The organism is Rubrivirga sp. SAORIC476, assembly GCF_002283555.1.
Classification (GTDB): Bacteria; Bacteroidota; Rhodothermia; order Rhodothermales; family Rubricoccaceae; genus Rubrivirga.
Genome location: NZ_MVOI01000018.1, coordinates 1 through 17,512 on the forward strand (window position 1 = coordinate 1; position 17,512 = coordinate 17,512).

The 17,512-nt window shown below is 70.0% G+C and carries 17 protein-coding genes and 1 pseudogene; 6 read left to right on the top strand and 12 right to left on the bottom strand.

Annotated features, from left to right (window positions below; translation table 11 throughout):
• From B1759_RS18920 to B1759_RS18930, 3 genes are all read right to left on the bottom strand, one after another.
• Positions 1-474 (bottom strand): hypothetical protein (locus B1759_RS18920; protein WP_143537499.1); only part of this gene is annotated, 474 nt, incomplete at its 3' end.
• A 202-nt stretch (positions 475-676) separates the two neighbouring features.
• On the bottom strand, positions 677-1,690 hold the full coding sequence (locus B1759_RS18925; RefSeq protein ID WP_095516654.1) for a LacI family DNA-binding transcriptional regulator: 1,014 nt from the start codon (positions 1,688-1,690) through the stop codon (positions 677-679).
• Positions 1,691-1,756: 66 nt separating this feature from the next.
• Positions 1,757-2,140, bottom strand: a complete 384-nt coding sequence (locus B1759_RS18930) for an NFACT RNA binding domain-containing protein (RefSeq protein ID WP_095516655.1) — start codon at positions 2,138-2,140, stop codon at positions 1,757-1,759.
• A gap of 35 nt (positions 2,141-2,175) precedes the next feature.
• Here B1759_RS18930 and B1759_RS18935 point away from each other — a divergent pair, with 35 nt between their 5' ends.
• The gene (locus B1759_RS18935) at positions 2,176-3,108 is read left to right on the top strand and encodes an L-threonylcarbamoyladenylate synthase (RefSeq protein ID WP_095516656.1); all 933 of its coding nucleotides are present in this window, start codon (positions 2,176-2,178) and stop codon (positions 3,106-3,108) included.
• A gap of 73 nt (positions 3,109-3,181) precedes the next feature.
• On the opposite strand, the gene B1759_RS18940 is transcribed toward B1759_RS18935, so the two are convergent.
• From B1759_RS18940 to B1759_RS18975, 8 genes are all read right to left on the bottom strand, one after another.
• A complete protein-coding gene (locus tag B1759_RS18940) occupies positions 3,182-3,631 on the bottom strand; it encodes a hypothetical protein (protein ID WP_095516657.1) in 450 nt (149 codons plus the stop codon).
• Positions 3,632-3,656: 25 nt separating this feature from the next.
• Positions 3,657-4,034, bottom strand: a complete 378-nt coding sequence (locus B1759_RS18945; RefSeq protein WP_095516658.1) for a Rid family hydrolase — start codon at positions 4,032-4,034, stop codon at positions 3,657-3,659.
• Positions 4,031-4,708: a phosphatase PAP2 family protein gene (locus B1759_RS18950; RefSeq protein WP_095516659.1), complete on the bottom strand. Its 678-nt coding sequence runs from the start codon at positions 4,706-4,708 to the stop codon at positions 4,031-4,033. Before B1759_RS18950 ends, B1759_RS18945 begins: the two co-directional genes overlap by 4 nt.
• A gap of 97 nt (positions 4,709-4,805) precedes the next feature.
• Positions 4,806-5,894, bottom strand: coding sequence for a recombinase RecA (gene recA, locus B1759_RS18955; protein WP_095516660.1), 1,089 nt, complete (start codon positions 5,892-5,894; stop codon positions 4,806-4,808).
• 188 nt (positions 5,895-6,082) lie between these two features.
• Positions 6,083-7,342, bottom strand: a complete 1,260-nt coding sequence (locus B1759_RS18960) for a competence/damage-inducible protein A (RefSeq protein WP_095516661.1) — start codon at positions 7,340-7,342, stop codon at positions 6,083-6,085.
• Positions 7,343-7,432: 90 nt separating this feature from the next.
• Positions 7,433-7,933, bottom strand: a complete 501-nt coding sequence (locus B1759_RS18965) for a hypothetical protein (RefSeq protein WP_095516662.1) — start codon at positions 7,931-7,933, stop codon at positions 7,433-7,435.
• A 54-nt stretch (positions 7,934-7,987) separates the two neighbouring features.
• Complete coding sequence (gene pyrE / locus B1759_RS18970; protein ID WP_095516663.1) at positions 7,988-8,635, bottom strand: orotate phosphoribosyltransferase; 648 nt, start codon at positions 8,633-8,635, stop codon at positions 7,988-7,990.
• Positions 8,636-8,652: 17 nt separating this feature from the next.
• Positions 8,653-9,282, bottom strand: coding sequence for a CDP-alcohol phosphatidyltransferase family protein (locus B1759_RS18975; RefSeq protein ID WP_233134448.1), 630 nt, complete (start codon positions 9,280-9,282; stop codon positions 8,653-8,655).
• A 253-nt stretch (positions 9,283-9,535) separates the two neighbouring features.
• Here B1759_RS18975 and dnaK point away from each other — a divergent pair, with 253 nt between their 5' ends.
• The 4 genes from dnaK to purU all read left to right on the top strand — a co-directional run bounded on the left by dnaK (position 9,536) and on the right by purU (position 14,858).
• Positions 9,536-11,467: a molecular chaperone DnaK gene (dnaK, locus tag B1759_RS18980; protein WP_095516665.1), complete on the top strand. Its 1,932-nt coding sequence runs from the start codon at positions 9,536-9,538 to the stop codon at positions 11,465-11,467.
• A gap of 304 nt (positions 11,468-11,771) precedes the next feature.
• The gene (locus B1759_RS18985) at positions 11,772-12,311 is read left to right on the top strand and encodes a hypothetical protein (RefSeq protein WP_143537502.1); all 540 of its coding nucleotides are present in this window, start codon (positions 11,772-11,774) and stop codon (positions 12,309-12,311) included.
• Positions 12,312-12,509: 198 nt separating this feature from the next.
• Positions 12,510-13,982, top strand: a complete 1,473-nt coding sequence (creD, locus tag B1759_RS18990; protein ID WP_095516667.1) for a cell envelope integrity protein CreD — start codon at positions 12,510-12,512, stop codon at positions 13,980-13,982.
• 3 nt (positions 13,983-13,985) lie between these two features.
• Positions 13,986-14,858, top strand: coding sequence for a formyltetrahydrofolate deformylase (gene purU, locus B1759_RS18995; RefSeq protein ID WP_095516668.1), 873 nt, complete (start codon positions 13,986-13,988; stop codon positions 14,856-14,858).
• Between the two features lie 67 nt (positions 14,859-14,925).
• On the opposite strand, the gene B1759_RS19000 is transcribed toward purU, so the two are convergent.
• Complete coding sequence (locus B1759_RS19000; RefSeq protein WP_095516669.1) at positions 14,926-16,128, bottom strand: AI-2E family transporter; 1,203 nt, start codon at positions 16,126-16,128, stop codon at positions 14,926-14,928.
• 362 nt (positions 16,129-16,490) lie between these two features.
• Here B1759_RS19000 and B1759_RS19005 point away from each other — a divergent pair.
• Positions 16,491-17,273, top strand: a pseudogene (locus B1759_RS19005) (ParA family protein); the annotation flags it as partial.
• Positions 17,274-17,512 lie beyond the last annotated feature (239 nt).

Sequence of the window (17,512 nt, forward strand, 5' to 3'; positions counted from 1 at the left end):
GATCCCGATGTTGGCCTGGTACTCGTCCTCGGTGGCGCCGTCGTAGGTGCCGTCGCCGTTGGCGTCCTCCTGGAGGTTCACCTCGACGACCAGGCGGCCGTTGCCCTCGTTGACCGTCGGGCGGATGTAGAAGGTGAAGTACTCGGCGCCGGTCGCGTCGACGCCCATGCCCGGCGCCTCGACCGAGAACCCGGCGAAGGCCGTCGTGCCGCCCGCCATCGTCTCCGTGCCCGGGTCGACGCCGAGGTTGAGCGCCATGCCGTCCATGCCGTCACGGTCGGTGGTCGGGCCGGTGCCCGCCCCGCCGTTGGAGCCACCGTAGAAGGCGCCCGCGTTCGACGTGTCACCGTCGTTGAAGTCGTCGAAGACGATCTGGGCGAACGCAGGCGCCGTAGCGAGCGCGAAGAGAGCGAGGGCGAGCGAGGCGCGCTGCAGGCGAGAAGCCAGGGGCGCCGGGAGTAGCAGTCGGGTCATGAGAGAGAAGGTGGGGGTGGGAAGACTGAGTCAAGGTACAGGCTACGAAAACCTTTTCAAAGTGTTTTCTGAAGCGCTTCCAGGATGAGGCCTCCAACGCTCTCATTCCCACCCCAGGATCCGCCGTTCCGTAGGCAGGGGATCAGGAAACGCCCCGTTCTGCCGACCTGGGGCGGTCACAGACGCCCCAGCGTCGGCGTCGTCAGACGGACACCGGCGTCGCCGTTGACGCCCGGACCACCAGATCGACGGGCACCACCTGATGGTCGAAGTCGCCTTCGGGCAGCTCGCCATTGAGACGAGCGACGAGCCGCCCCACCGCCCGCGCTCCGATCTCGCCGATCGAGACGCGCGCCGTCGTCAGGGGCGGGACGCCGTACTTGGCGCTCATCAACCCGTCGAACCCGGCAACCGCGATCTCGTCCGGGACCGCGATCCCGAGCGTATGGAGCGCGCTCACGACGCCCATCGCGCAGTAGTCGTTTGCCGCCAGGATGGCGGTCGGGCGCACTGTGCTGGCCACGATCGCCTCGGCCGCGACGAATCCATCCTTCCGGTCGTAGCCGCCCTCGAACTCCAGTTCGTCGGTGTCCTCGATCCCTGCAGCGGCCATCGCATCCCGGTACCCGCGGGCGCGCTCTTTCGCATCGCCCGCCGTCTGAGGCCCGAGGACCAGCGCGATCTTGCGATGCCCCTGATCGAGGAGGTGCTGGGTCAGCGCGCGCGACCCGCCGTAGTTGTCGAAGTTGAACACGTCGGCGGGGAGGCCCTCGGCGTAGGTGTTGATGAACACCACCGGCGCGCCCGTGTGAAGGATCGACGCCGCGGCAGGCGCGTCGAGCTCCGGCGCCATGACGATCAGCCCATCGACCCGCTTGTCGAGAAACTGCATGGCCTTCTGGAACTCGGCCTCGTGGCGGTGCGACGTCGAAATGACGAGGATGAGTTCGTTCTCCCGCGCGGCCTCGTCGAGCGTGTTCAGCAACTCGGAGAAGAACTCCCCGTGGACCGACGGCAGGAGCACGCCGAGGGCGCCGGTCTTCTTGTTGAGCAGGCTGAGAGCCGCCGGATTGGGTGAGTAGCCCAGGTCCCGGGCTGCTTCGAGAACGAGGAGGCGCTTGTCCTCGCGGACCTTGCACGTGTTGTTGAGCACACGCGACACGGTCGCGATCGACACGCCCGCACGGCGCGCGACATCATGGATGGTGACACTCATGGGGCTCTCACTGCATCGGGGGGCCGGAAGATACCCGTGGCTCCGTGCTCGCCGAAAAGCTTTTCGCTACGTGCTCGCCGGGTACACCTTCACCGACTCGTAGCGCCTCAGTTGCACCGAGCCTGCCTTCGCGCCGCGCGGCTTGGTCACGTCACACGCACGGCAGACGTGGACGTCCACCTTGCCGGTCGCGTTCTTGGCCTTGGAGTGGCGGACGGCCAGCTCGGCGGCCTTCTTCACGACCCACCGCGGCACCTCCTCCCCCTCCGGCGTCCGCACGACAACGTGGCTACCGGGCGTGCCCCCGCCCACGTGGAGCCAGACGTCGTTGGGCCGGGCCACCTTGAACGTGAGCCGGTCGTTGTCGCGCGCCGTCTTGCCGACGAGCACCTCGTAGCCGTCGATATCGTGCGTGTCGTACTCGGCGAAGACGGGTTCCTTGCGGGCCATGGCGGTGGGATCTTGCGGCTCCGAAACCTAGCCCCGTGCGCACGCTCCTGACGCGAGACCCCGACGAAGCCGCCGCCGTGCTCCGGCGCGGAGGGCTGTGCGTGCTGCCCACAGAGACGGTCTACGGGCTCGCCGCGCTCGCCTACGACGCCGACGCGGTGCGGCGCGTGTTCGAGGCCAAGGGGCGGCCGTCGGACAACCCCCTCATCGTCCACCTCGGAGAGGCCGCCGAGGCGGACGAGGTAGCGCACGTCACCGCCCTCGGGGGGGACCTGCTCCGCGCCTTCGCGCCGGGACCGCTGACCGTGGTCCTGCCTGCGCGCCCGGGCCTGCCGCCTGCCGTCACGGCTGGGCTCGGCACCGTCGCCGTGCGCGTGCCCTTGGCGCCGCTGGCGCGCGCCGTGCTGCGGTCGACCGGCCCCCTGGTCGCCCCATCAGCCAACCGGAGCGGACGTCCGAGTCCGACGACCTGGGCGGCGGCGGCCGAGGACCTCGACGGGCGGGTCGATGCCATCCTGCAGGGTCCGCCGACGACCGTCGGGCTGGAATCGACCGTGGTCGACGCCACGGGCGACGTGCCGCTGGTGTTGCGACCGGGGGCCGTGACGCTGGACGCTCTCGAGGCGCAGTTTCCGGCGTCTCGCGCTGTCGCCGCCGAGGCAGAGCAGACGCGCCGTTCACCCGGCACCCGGCACCGCCACTACGCACCGCGGGCTCAGGTGCACCTCGTCGCACCAGGCGATGCCTCTCCGTCGGGCGACGCCGCCTGGATCGGCCTCTCCCCTCCCCCGTCCGGCTATGCGCTCGCCACGGTCTGCCCCGACGTGGAGGCCTACGCGCGCCAGTTGTTCGACGCGTTCCGCCGTGCCGATGCCGCCCAGCTCTCCCGCATCGACGCCGAGGCGGTGCCGGAGGTCGGCCTGGGGGTCGCCGTCATGGACCGGCTCCGACGGGCCGCAGCGGGCTGAATGCCGGGGAGCACACGGGCGTCCGCCTCGCCGTTCATGGAGAGGCACCTCCCCCGAAACCACGTCTCACCCGCTAGCCGCCTACGACGCCGCGGCCGACGTACATGAGGATGAAGAGCACCAGCCAGACGAGGTTGCCGATGCCGAGGCCCGCCGCGAGTCGCTTCCGGCCGGACTCCGCCTCCGGCGTCCCGACCCCCGCGACCAGCTTGTTCCACCCCGTCCGGATGAGCAGCAGTTGCACGGCGACCAGGATCAGCCCGAGCGTCAGAGCGGTGTGGTAGGGCCACGTGTTGTACTGGGCCTCGAAGCCGAGCTGCATGCCGAGCGTCCAGTTGGCGACCGCGAACCCGTAGAACAGGACCGCGGACCCGTTCATCGCGCCGACCACCTTGCCCCCCTCAGCCGCTCCGGGCCTCATGGCGCTGCGCACCAGCGCCGGGAGCGCGGACGCCATGCCGAACCACGCGGCGGCGAACAGCACGTGCAGGGCGAGGACGACGGTGTGAACGAGGGGAAGCATGGTCCGAGGGGTGAGGTCCCCAAAGCTACGGTGTCGCGTCGCGCTTCACGACCGCGTCTACCTCCACCTCGACGAGCAAGTCCGGCGCGATGAGCGCCGAGACCGCCAGCATCGTCGCCGCGGGTGGGTGAGCGCCGAACGCCTCCGCGTGGGCTCGCCCGACCGCCTCCGCGTCGGCCATGTCGACCACGAACATGCGGGTGCGAATCACATCCTCGGGGCGACCGCCCAATTCGGCCAGTGCGTCCAGGGCGATGCGGAAGGCCGCCGATGCCTGGACGTACGCGTCCGGCCCAGGCGCCGTCGTCCCGGCCACCGCGATCACGTCCCCGAGGCGAACGGCTCGGCGGTAGCCATACACCGCTTCCCACTCTGCGCCACTCGTGACCGTCCGGCGGCTCACAGCGGGATCACGATCCGGACCGGCTGGGCCGCGGCCTCGTCCCCGAACACGTCCGGCATCAGGAAGTGGACCGCCGCGCCCGTCGCCATGCCGATGGCCGCTCCCGCCAGCACGTCGCTCGGGTAGTGGACCCCGTGCCAGACGCGCGCCACGCCCATCGTGCCCGCCCATGCCGCCGCCGGCAGGACCACGTACCACTCGGGGTAGCTCAGGCTGACCGACGTCGCGATCACGAAGGCCGTCGAGGTGTGACCGGAGGGAAACGAGTGCGGGTCGAACACCTCGTCGCCCTGGTGGCCGCGGTCGCGCGCCGAGACCCCCTCCACCGCGACGTAGGGCCGGGGCCGGTTGATGAGGTTCTTCAGGGCGAACGTCACCCCGAAGTTGGCCGCCTGCGCGACGGTCAGCCGGAGGGCCGGATCGAGATCGGCGTCGGCCAGGGCAGCCCCGGCCCAGAGCGCGGGCGCCGCGCCGAAGTAGACCGGATAGGCCGTCTCGTTCACGACGCGGAGCGGCACCACCACGGCCGGGTTCTCCCACGCGTACACGGACAGGAGCAGCCCCACTTCGTACGGCTCGGTCTTGGGCGGCAGCGCCGTCGTGTCGACGGCAGCAGGCTGGGCCGCCAGAGGAGCGGTGAGGGTGAGGGCGATCAGAGACAGGACGAGACGCATGCCGCAAGCTATCCCGCCCCTGCGCGGACGTTCCCCCAAACGCGAGACGCCGCCCAGGCGAACCCAGGCGGCGTCTATGGAATGACGAGTCGAGAGGCTACGCGTCGACGAGTTCGTCCTCCTCGACCGAAGTCTCGGGGGCTTCCGGAGCCGGCGCGTCGGGGTCGGGCATCATGCCCAGCGCGATCTTGACCGCCTGCTTGACGGCCTCGCGGCGGTCGTCGTTGGTCTTCAGCCACTCCTTGGTGGCCTCGCGACCCTGGCCGATGCGCTCCTCGCCATACGAGTACCACGAGCCCGACTTCTGGATCACGTCGTGCTCCAGCCCGAGGTCGATCAGCTCGCCGAGGCTGGAGACGCCCTCGCCGTAGATGATGTCGAACTCGGCCTGCCGGAACGGCGGCGCCACCTTGTTCTTCACGATCTTGACGCGCGTCCGGTTGCCCGTCACCTCCTGGCCGTCCTTGATGGCGCCGATGCGGCGGATGTCCATACGGACCGACGCGTAGAACTTGAGCGCGCGGCCACCGGCAGTCGTCTCGGGGCTGCCAAACATGACGCCGATCTTCATCCGGATCTGGTTGATGAAGATCAGGATCGTGTTGGTCCGCTTGATGGTGCCGGTGATCTTGCGGAGCGCCTGGCTCATGAGCCGGGCCTGGATGCCGACGTGGCTGGCGCCCATCTCGCCCTCGATCTCAGCCTTCGGCACGAGCGCGGCGACGGAGTCGATCACGACCACGTCGATGGCGCCGGAGCGGACCAGCATGTCGCAGATCTCGAGCGCCTGCTCGCCGGTGTCCGGCTGAGACATCAGGAGGTCGTCCGTGTTGACGCCCAGCTTCTCAGCATAGGTCGGGTCGAAGGCGTGCTCGGCGTCGATGAAGGCGCAGGTGCCACCGAGCTTCTGCGCCTCGGCGATGATCTGGGTCGCCAGCGTCGTCTTGCCGGACGACTCGGGGCCGTAGATCTCGATGATGCGGCCGCGGGGCACGCCGCCGATGCCGAGCGCGTGGTCGAGCGTCAGCGAGCCCGTCGAGATGGCGTCCATCTCGACCGGCGGGGCGTCGCCCATCTTCATGACGGCGCCTTTGCCGAATTGCTTGTCGATCTGCTTCATGGCCAGGTCGAGGGCTTTCGACTTGGCCGCAGCGTCGGCGGGAATGGTTGCGGGAGACTTCGCCATGAGGGCAGGGCTCCGAAGAGCAGCTGTTGAATGAGTGGAGGGCCGAGGTTGTGGCCCCTCAGGCAGGGGGAACGCGACAGGGTACCGCCTCCAGGGTGACACCATCGTGTCACGTCCCGATGACCTTTAGACCGCCGTGAAGGACAGACGTAACCTCGGCCGCCCGGAAAAGTTGAGGAGGCTCCGAACTACGCGCCTCGAAGCAGCTGACGCCGGACGAGGTTGAGCACGGCTGTCACGGAAAGGGCGATGTTGGTCGCCCGGTCCGGCGTGAACTGCAGGCAGACGGCGCGCGTCGAGACGCCGTCGTCGTAGGCGAGCCACACCGTCCCGACGGGCTTTTCGGGCGTTCCGCCGCCGGGTCCCGCGATGCCGGTCGTGGAGACCCCGATGTCGGCGCCGAACCGCGTGCGGGCCCCTGCGGCCATGGCGAGCGCGACGGCCTCGCTGACCGCTCCCTCCACCTCGATCAGGTCGGCGGGGACGCCGAGGAGGTCGGTCTTGGCTTCGTTGCTGTAGGCGATCACGCCTCCCTGGAACACACCGCTCGCACCGGGAACCTCCGTGACGCGGCTGGCGATGGCCCCGCCGGTGCAGCTCTCGGCGACGGCCAGCCGCAGCCCGCGCTCCCGCAGCGCCTCGTTGACGACCGCCGCTAGCGTCGTCCGCTCCTCCCCGTAGACGAGCGTTCCGAGTCCGTCGCGAACGGCATCCGTGGCCGCGTCGAGAGCGTGTTGGGCGGCTTCCCGGTCGGCCCCACGAGCCGTGATCCGGAGGCGCACTTCACCGAGGCCGGGGAGGTAGGCCAGCGTCAGCCCCTCGGGGAGTCCCTCGACCTGCTCGCCGATCATGGCTGCGAGGTCGCTCTCCCCCTTCCCCGCCGTCAGCAGCGTCCGCGAGAGCACAACGGCGTCCTGGAGCGCCGCCAGCCGCGGCAGCACGGCTTCTTCGGCGAGCACCTTCATCTCGTGCGGGACGCCGGGCATCATCGCCACGATCTGGCGGCGGCCGTCGTCGAGGTCGCGCGTGCCCCAGAGGCCGGGCGCGCTGCCCTTGGGGTTGTGGAGCGGCTCGAACCCGTCCGGCACCTCGGCCATGAGGCGCCCGACGGCGGGCATCGTCCGCCCGCGGGCCGCGTAGCGATTCTCGATCCAGGTCAGCACGTCCGGGCGAACGGTGACACCGACGCCGAACGCGCGCGCCACGGCCTCCTTCGTGACGTCGTCGTGCGTTGGGCCGAGGCCGCCGGTGACGACGATGAGAGCCGCCCCATCGTCGGTGGCTCGGTCGATGGCAGTCACGATGGCGTCCACGTCGTCGCGCACTGTCTCGCTGCGGAGCACGTCCACGCCGACCTCGGCGAGGCGCTCGCCCAACCAGGCGGCGTTCGTGTTGACGATCTGGCCGAGGAGGATCTCGTCGCCGACGGTGAGGAGGAGACCGGTCATGGTGCGGAGCGATGCAAAAGGGAGGGAAGCCACTGGGCACCTCCTCAACCCCTCTGTGCCGTCGTGGTGCCGGGGCCCCCGATGACCGCCTCACCCCACGCGCTCCGGAATCTGAAGTCGGCGCGCGACCGCGGCCGCAGCGTCGGCCGCGGTCTCCTCCGAGGGGCTGAACTGATGCGTGAGCGGCACCGTCTCGCCCGAGCCGAGCCGCAGCACCACCCGGTACGTCGAGTCTCCGTCGCTGTCGGCCATCTCCTCGACGAACACCGAGCCGATGTCGCTCGGCACGAAAAACCGACTCCGAGCCGGTCGGAGCCCGCCCCGCTCGGTCCACTCGACGCCCCGGCGGCGGACGACGGCACGCGACCAGCGACTCGCACAGAGGAACAGCCCGGCACCGAGATGCGAGGCACCGATGAGGGCCAGGAGGAGGCGAGGCCCCGCGCCCGCCTCGTCGAGCCCACCGCCGCCGCCCAGCGCTGCCCAGAGCGCGAAACTTCCGGTACAGACGAACACGCTTCCGAAGACCCGCACGCACCCGATCGCGTCGACGACACGGTCTTCTCGGTGGGTGGAGACGTGACGGATCATCGAGGGGGAGTCGGTCCGGTTCGGGTATCGACCACCAGTGCGCCCCCTGAAGGCCTACCCCGCCCCGCCACGGGCTACGCTCCACGCGGCCGGGTCGTCGCGCCAATCGCGGAGGACCGCCCAGGCGTCGGGGCCGAGGGCGCCGGTCTCCTGCGCGGCTCGCGCGAGGGCGGCGAAGTCCGTCAGCGTCACCAGCGGCACGCCCGCAGTACCGAAGGCCTGGTCCGCCTCGGCGAAGCCGTAGGAGAACACGGCGAGCACGGCCGCCACCTCCGCGCCCGCCTCCCGGAGCGCCTCGGCGGCGCTGAGGACCGAGCCACCGGTCGAAACGAGATCCTCCACCAGGACGACCTGTTGCCCGGCCTCGACCCGCCCCTCGATCCGGTTTTGGCGCCCGTGCCCCTTGGCCGCGCCCCGGACATAGCTGAACGGTAGGCGTGCGCGGTCGGCCAGCAGCGCGCCGTGTGGGATCCCTGCCGTCGCTGTGCCCGACACCGCGTCCACGTGCCCGCCGAGGGCCTGCAGAGCGCCGAGGAACGCCTTCGCGACCCGGTCGCGGACGTCCGGCACCGACAGCAGCAGCCGGTTGTCGGTGTAGACCGGCGAGAGGCGGCCCGAGGCCCACGTGAACGGCGCGTCGGGGCGGAGCGACACCGCGCCGACCGCGAGCAGGTCGCGGGCGATGGCGTCGGCAGGAGTCATCGAGGCGGGCGAGGTCCTCACGTGGACGTCGGCGAGCGGAAGTAGAGGACGCCGGTGTAGACCGTCACGGCGGCGGTCACGACCAGGAAGACGAGGGCGGCCGGAGACACGAGGGCAGCGGAGAGAAACTGCCCGAGCGCCCCGAGCGCGCCGCCCATCGCTTCCAAGTGGCGCCCGGCGAGAAACACAAACGCGGTGATCAGAAACGTAAGCTGCCAGGCCGTCTTCCACTTGGCAGCCGTGGACGTGGCGAGCGATCGCCCCTGGCGCTCGTACACGGTCCGCAGCACCGTCACCGCCACGTCCCGCGCTGCGATGGCGCCGATGGCGAGCCACGGCAGCCACGCGCCCGCCGGCGCCGTCAGCCCTGTGCCGATCGGCTCCAGAAACGGGATCAGGAAGAAGGCGCCGAGCACCAGCACCTTGTCGGCGAGGGGGTCCAGAAACTGCCCGAGGCGGGAGGAAACGCCGTACTCGCGCGCCAGCCGCCCGTCCAGCCAGTCGGTGATGGCCGCCAGGATGAACAGCACCGCACCGGCCAGCTGTCCCCAGACGGTGCCGGTCCAGAGCAGGTACAGGCACACCGGGGCCGCGATGATGCGGCCAACGGTGAGGGCATTCGGGACGTGCTTCATCGCGGGGAGCACCCGGAAACGGGGGGGTACCGGAAGATACCCTCCCGGCGAGCGCGCTTGAGGAATCCTCGAACGCGCCTGCCATAACGGCAATCGAGACGCTCTGGCACGCGCCTTGTCGAGGTACGGGGGTGGCGTCGCAGGCCTGACGCTTAGACAGTCCGCCCGGTGCGGATCCTCCTCCGCGAGCCTGCGTAGCCACACCAATACCATTCGACCGGGCCGCTCGCTGGCCTTCACCAACAGACTTTACTACTCGACCCCAATGGGCAAGATCATCGGCATCGACCTCGGCACGACCAACTCCGTCGTGGCCGTCATGGAGGGCAACGAACCTGTCGTCGTCCCCAACGCGGAAGGCGGGCGGACGACCCCCTCCGTCGTCGCGTTCAAGAAAGACGGCGAGCGGCTCGTCGGCGCGCCGGCCAAGCGGCAGGCCATCACCAACCCGACCAACACCATCGCCTCGGTGAAGCGGTTCATGGGGCGGCAGTTTGCGGAGGTCTCCGAGGAGATGAAGACCGTGCCGTACGCCGTCACCAAGGGCGACGGCGGCGTGGCCCGCATCGAGGTGGACGCCGCAGGCGACACCAAGCTCTACACGCCGCAGGAGGTCTCGGCGATGGTCCTCGGCAAGCTCAAGCAGACCGCCGAGGACTACCTCGGCGAGCGCGTCACCGAGGCGGTCATCACCGTTCCGGCCTACTTCAACGATGCCCAGCGCAAGGCCACCAAGGAGGCGGGCCAGATCGCGGGCCTGGAGGTCAAGCGCATCCTGAACGAGCCCACCGCCGCCGCGCTGGCGTACGGCCTCGACAAGAAGCAGGAGGACGAGGTCATCGCGGTCTACGACCTCGGCGGCGGCACCTACGACATCTCGATCCTGGAGCTCGGCGACGGCGTCTTCGAGGTCAAGTCCACCAACGGCGACACGCACCTCGGCGGCGACGACTTCGACCAGCGCCTCATCGACTGGATCGCGGACGAGTTCAAGCGGACCGACGACGTGGACCTGCGGACCGACCCGATGGCTCTCCAGCGCCTCAAGGAGGCCGCGGAGAAGGCCAAGATCGAGCTCTCGGCCGCCTCCCAGACGACCATCAACCTGCCGTTCATCACGGCCACTCAGGAGGGTCCGAAGCACCTCACGCTGGACCTGACGCGCGCCAAGTTCGAGCAGCTCGTCGACGACCTCGTGCGCCGTACCATCCCCCCGATGGAGAAGGCCCTCGCGGATGCCGGGCTCACCAAGACCCAGGTGGACGAGATCATCCTCGTGGGCGGCTCCTCGCGCATCCCCAGGATTCAGGAGGTCGTCAAGGAGTTCTTCGGCAAGGCGCCCAACAAGTCGGTCAACCCGGACGAGGTCGTCGCCGTGGGCGCGGCCATCCAGGGCGGCGTCCTCTCGGGCGACGTGACGGACGTGCTGCTGCTCGACGTGACCCCGCTCAACCTGGGCATCGAGACCCTCGGCGGCGTCATGACGGCGCTCATCCCGGCCAACACGACCATCCCGACGCGCAAGTCGGAGACGTTCTCGACGGCCTCGGACAACCAGCCGTCGGTCGAGATCCACGTGCTCCAGGGCGACCGCGCCATGTCGGTCGACAACCGCACCATCGGCCGCTTCCACCTCGACGGCATTCCGCCCGCCCCGCGCGGCCTGCCCCAGATCGAGGTCACGTTCGACATCGACGCCGACGGCATCCTGTCGGTCTCGGCCAAGGACAAGGCGACCGGCAAGGAGCAGTCGATCCGCATCGAGGCGTCGTCGGGCCTCTCGGAGCAGGAGATCGAGGCCATGCGCCGCGCCGCCCGTGAGCACGCCTCCGAGGACGCGCAGCGCAAGGAGTCGATCGACAAGCTCAACCAGGCCGACAGCCTGATCTTCTCGACCGAGAAGAACCTCGCCGAGTACGGCGACAAGATCCCGGCGGAGAAGAAGGCGGCCATCGAGGCCGGTGTGGAGCGTCTCAAGGAGGTCCACAAGAACCAGGACCTCGATCAGCTGGACTCGGCCATCGAGCAGCTCAACACGGCGTGGAGCGCGGCCTCGGAGGACCTCTACCGGGCCCAGCAGGCGGAGGCTGAAGCGGGCGGCGCGCAGGCAGCCGCCGACGCGCAGGCCAATGGCGGCGCCACGCCGGCCGCCGAGGAGGCGGACTTCGAGGTCGTCGACGAGGGGGACACGAACTAGGCTTCGCCTCGCCTCACTGGCGGCGCGCTGCCAGCCAGGATCGCACCGCCCCGGTGGCTTCGGCTGCCGGGGCGGTCTCGTGATGGCCCGTCCGGGCCGAGGCCGTGTGGGGTTGGGTGACACTCCAATCACAGAATTCTGGTGTCAGGGCTACACCCCTTTCCCGCCCATCATGCTCTTGAGCCGATTCGTCGTCCTCCTCTCTCTCACGTGCTCCCTGACTGCCTGCTCTGTGAGCGCCCTTGGAGACATCGCAAGCATGGCTGGGGTGGGAGGCCCTTCCGGGAATGGCCCAGAGGGGCCGGTGTCGCCGCCTGCACTCACCGGCTCCGCCTCGGCCTGCCACCAGGGCACCTGGGCACTCGTCCCTGAGTCCGCGTGGAGTGCCGATAACCTCCAGCGCATGGGGCTGGGAAGCGATGAGTACGAGTACGTCGGCTCCGAGGGCGATGCGTGGCTGACGCTTCAGCCGGACGGGACGTACCAGTGGTCGCTCAACCGGTTCGCGGTGACGCTCCGGAGTTCTGCCGCGAGCCCGTCGTCGCCGACCGATGTCACAGTCCACCTTCACGGCATGCTGTACGGAACCGCTGAGCCGTCCGGTCGAACCGTGCTCGAGATGCACCATGCCGCTCCCGGCACTCCGCCCCTGGCGCTGACAGCCTACGCGCAGGTCACAGGCGGGCCAGCGCCGCTCGGCCGGATCAACCTCAACGCGGGCCGCCTCCTGGGCGCCAATCAGTGGACTGCCGACGTGTCGTGCTCGACGTCCACCCTCTCACTGTCTTCCCGAGACGACGAGACCGGAGCTCTTCAGAACGCTCGCTACACACGCGTGCGCTAGCTCCGCGAGGCCACCGATGGCGCGGCTCCCGACCGCCATGCCGCTGCGCTCTCCGACGGCCGCTGCAGCCGCGAGATCGTCGGAGCACGCGACATCCTGAGGCAGGTCTGGATCAATCGGACCAGGTGGCGTAGGTGCCTCGGATGGGGCATCGCATCAGGGGCGTCTGTACGTTCGGGCGACCCTGCCCCGAGCCTGATGTCCGACTCGACTGACGCCCCCCCGCCCCCCCCCCCTGTCCCGCGGCTGCCCACCCCGAGGTCGCTGCGCCCGCCGAGGGTGCCGTCACCGCGCCGGTCGCTGGCGCTGAAGGTGCTCGCCATCGTCGGGATCGTGCTGATCCTGATGGTGCCGCTGGCGCTGCTGAGCGGTCTCATCTCGGAGCGCGAGCAACTGCGTGAGGAGGCCCGGAGCGAAGTGTCGGCACAGTGGGGCCAGGACCAGACCCTCGGCGGCCCGGTGCTCACGATCCCGTACACGGCCACCGAGCCCGCCGAGGGCGGGGGCCAGCGGACCGTGACGCGCTACGCGCACCTCTTTCCCGACGCGCTCGACGTGGAGGGCCGCCTGGAGCCGCAGGTCCGCACGCGGGGCATCTTCCGCGTCGTGCTGTACGAGACGCAACTGACGGTGCAGGGCCGCTTCCCGTCGGTCGACTCGGCGGCGTTCGGCGTCGCGCGCGGCGCGCTCCGCCTCGACGAGGCGTTCGTCCAGATCGGCCTCTCCGACCTCGTTGGCGTGCGCGACCCGATCCGACTGGAGTGGGACGGCACCACGCGCGAGGCGGACCCGGGCATCGTCACCGGCGACGTGTTCTCGACCGGCGTCTCGATTCCCGTCACCGTCGACGCCGACGGGGCTGCCTTCTCGTTCGACCTGAGTCTCAACGGCAGCGGCAGCCTGGGCGTGCTGCCCGTCGGCCGGGAGACGACGCTGAAGCTGGCCTCGCCCTGGGACACGCCCCGTTTCGCAGGCGCGTTTCTGCCGGAGGAGCGGACGGTCGCCGCCGATGGCTTCGAGGCGCGCTGGCGCGTCCTCCACCTCAACCGGAACTACCCGCAGGCCTTCACCGGGTCCTTCGGCCGGCCGACGGCGCTCCCGAGGCGGGCCAGCTACGAGTACTACGAGCCGGGGTTCGACGGCAGCGGCCCCTCGGCCTTCGGCGTGGAGCTGCTGCTGCCCGTCGACGAGTACCAGAAGACGAACCGGGCCGCCAAGTACGGCGTGCTGTTCGTCTTCCTGACGTTCCTGACGTTCTTCTTCGTCGAGGTGCTCGGCGGGCGTCGGATCCACCCGATCCAGTACCTGCTGGTCGGCTTCGCGGTGACGCTGTTCTACCTGCTGCTGCTGGCCTTCGCCGAGTACATGCCGTTCAACGGAGCGTACGGCGTCGCGGCGGTCGCCATCCTGTCGCTCGTGACCCTCTACGCGCGGGCGGTCTTCGGGGAGTGGCGGCTGGCTGCGCTCGTCGGCGGGCTGCTGACGCTGTTCTACGGCTACTTCTTCGTGCTCCTCCAGCTCGAGGCCTACGCCCTGCTGGCCGGGAGCCTCGGGCTGCTCGTGACGCTCGCCGTCGTGATGTACCTCTCGCGCAAGGTCGACTGGTACGGCGACCCCTTCGGGGGCATCGGCGACCCGGCGGACGCGCCGCCTTCTTCTGACCCCTCCTGACCCATGCCGACGGACGCCGTCCCCCTCGCTCGCCTCCTCGTCACGTGCCCGGACCAGCCGGGCATCGTGGCTGCGGTGAGCGGCTTCCTCCGCAACCACGGCGCCAACATCACGGCGCTCGACCAGCACTCGACCGACCCCGTCGGCGGGACGTTCTTCCTGCGGGCCGAGTTCACCACCCCCGACCTCGACCTCGCGGCGGAGGCGCTGGAGGCCGCCTTTGCGCGGGTCGTCGCCACGCCGTTCGCGATGGACTGGCGGATCGACTACCAGGCACGGCGCAAGCGGATGGCGCTCATGGTGTCGAAGTTCGACCACGCGCTCTTAGAGCTCCTCTGGCTCTGGCGCCGCGGCGAGCTCGACGCCGACATCCCGCTCGTGGTCAGCAACCACGACACGCTGCGCGACGAGGTCGAGCGGTTCGGCGTCGCGTACCACCACGTCCCGGTGACGAGGGAGACCAAGGCGGAGGCCGAGGCGGAGACGGTCCGGCTGTTCACCGAGGCAGGCGTGGACGTGGTCGTGCTGGCGCGCTACATGCAGATCCTCTCCCCCGCGCTCGTCTCGCGCTACGCGGGCCGCATCATCAACATCCACCACTCGTTCCTGCCTGCCTTCATCGGGGCCGACCCATACCGCCAGGCGTTCGAGCGGGGCGTCAAGGTGATCGGCGCGACGGCGCACTACGTGACCGAGGACCTGGACGAAGGCCCGATCATCGAGCAAGGCGTCGCCCGTGCCTCGCACCGGGATAGCATCTCGGACCTCAAGCGGACTGGCCAGTCCCTGGAGCGCGATGTGCTGGCCCGCGCGGTCCGCTGGCACCTCGAAGCGCGGGTGCTGGTCCACGAGAACAAGACCGTCGTGTTCGCCTGAGCCCCCCCGCCTCGGTCGCGCGACGGACCGTGCGGACGGGCTGCCAACGAGGCCTCTCGGCGGCGCGCTACGCGGCCTCCGCGCCCGACGGCGGTGCGTCGTCTACTTGCACCTCGGTCGCCGGGCCGGGGGGCACCCCCGGCGCCGTGGGGTGGTCATCGGCCGGGCCGAACTCCTCGGTGAAGATCTCCCAGACGGTCAGGAACAGACCCGCCACGACGGGCCCGACCACGAGGCCGGAGAACCCGAACGTCGCCAGCCCGCCGAGCGTCGAGAGCAGGATCATGTAGTCCGGCATTCCGGCGTCTCGCCCGACGAGGACCGGCCGGAGGGCGTTGTCGACGGTGCCCATGATCCCCGCGCCGATGCCCGCCAGAATGAGAGCCTTCCCCCAGGAGCCGATGGCCAGCAGGTAGATCGCGGCCGGGATCCACACGATCGCGCCGCCGACGGCCGGGATTAGGGAAAAGACGCCCATGATGACGCCCCACAGGATGGGCGACCCGATGCCGAGAAGTGCGAACGCGACCCCACCGATGGCCCCCTGGACGGCCGAGATCACGAACGTGCCCTTGACCGTCGCCCGCGTGACGGCTGCGAACTTGGTGAACAACCGCCGCTCCCGCGGGTCCCCCAGCGGCAGCGCCCGGATGAGCACCTCCCGCAACGCCTCGCCGTCGCGGACGAAGAAGAACATGACGTACAGCGACACCGCGAGCAGCAGCGTGAACGTCACCGCCTGCTGCCCGAACCCCAGCAGCCGGGAGGCCACCTCCTGGCTGACCGCCAGCGCGGACGTCGCCACGTTCTCCCGGATCTGGTCGAAGTCGACGCCCAGTTCCTGCGCGCGTTCGGACAGCTGAGGCACGAGCCGCTCGACCGCCGCCACCGGCTCCGTCAGGTCGATCTCGCCACTTGCGACCCGTTGGTACACGCCGACGGCCTCCTGAGTGACCAGCATGCCGAGCACGACGAGCGGCACCACGACGGCCACCAGCACCGTCCCCAGCGTCAGCAGAGCTGCCGGGGTCGCGCGACCGCCGAGGCGGCGCTCGAACCAGCGGAACAGCGGCGAGAACAGCACCGCCAGCACAACCGCCCAGAACACCGGCAGCAAAAAGCCGCCCAGCGTCCACGCGAAGGCGACCGTCACCAGGACGATGAGGGCGAGGAACGCGCGATTCTCGAGAGGCTGGATGGGAGTCGAGGAGAGTGGGCGGGCGGAATATCGCAGTGCACGGTGTCGGGTTTCACCTCCCGATGGAAGCAAAAATGCCCCAGGCCTTGACGGAGAAGATTCTGTTCCCTATCGTTCGAGCACCGAGTGAGGTCGAGCCTGGCGATCTGTCCGGGGGGACGACAACCGGCACGGCCCACTTGCTCCACCCCGACCGGCCTTGGGCCGGTCGGGGTATTTGTTGGTGCCTCCTCGGCACGACATCGGACGTGCCCACTGTCGCACAAGGGCTTCTGCGTATCGTCTGACCTGCTACGCGGGCTGCGGGCTCGATCCGCCGCTCAGCGCTCCCCCTCCGGCGAGGCCCGCGCGCCGTCCCGGCGTCCCTATATTCGTGGGTCCCCCCGGCCGCCTTCTGCGGTCGGCGTTGTCTCCTCCCCTCAGCGCCCCCCGTCATGGGCAAGGTCATCGCGGTCGCGAATCAGAAGGGCGGCGTCGGGAAGACCACGACGGCCGTCAACCTGGCTGCGTCGCTGGCCGCCTCCGAGCACCCGACGCTGCTCATCGACACGGACCCGCAAGCGAACGGCACGTCCTCCCTCGGCATCGAGCCGCGGACGGTCGCCTCGTCGGTCTACGACGTGCTCATGGGCGGCTCCTCGGTCGAGGACGTGTCGCTGCACACGGAGATGCCATTCCTGGATCTCATCCCGAGCCACATCAACCTGGTGGGGGCCGAGATCGAGATGATCGACCTGTTCGAGCGCGAGCGCGTGCTCAAGAAGGCGCTTCAGAAGATCCGGCGGCGCTACCAGTTCATCGTCATCGACTGCCCGCCGAGCCTCGGCCTGCTGACGCTCAACGCGCTCACCGCGGCCGACTCGGTGCTGATCCCGGTCCAGACGGAGTACTTCGCGCTGGAGGGCCTGGGGCAGTTGCTGAACACGATCAAGATCGTCCGCCAGCACCTCAACCCAGACCTGGAGATCGAGGGCGTTCTGCTGACGATGTTCGACGGGCGGCTCCGACTGTCCAACCAAGTCGCGGCTGAGGTGCGGCGCTACTTCGGCGACCGCGTCTTCGAGGCCGTCGTCCAGCGCAACGTCCGCATCTCGGAGGCGCCGAGCTTCGGCAAGCCGGTGCTCCTGTACGACGCCATCTCGTCGGGCTCGCGCAACTACATGGCCGTCGCGGCCGAGGTGGTGCGCAACAACCAGCGCTACCTCCAGCAGGCGCCCGAGGCGGCCGACGGCACGCCTCTCGACGACGCACCCGCTCTCCGCGTCCCGACGCCCGCGCCGCGCGTGACCGCCCCCGCGCCCCCTCCGCCTCCTGCCGAGCCGGCGCCCGCGGAGCCGATGCCCGCCCGGACCCGCCCGGCTTCCCCCCGTCTCCCCGCCGGCGACGGCGACGCCTCGGCCCCGCCCGACCGCGTCGTCCTCGCCTCGCGTGCCACCCCTCCCTCGGCCACCGACAG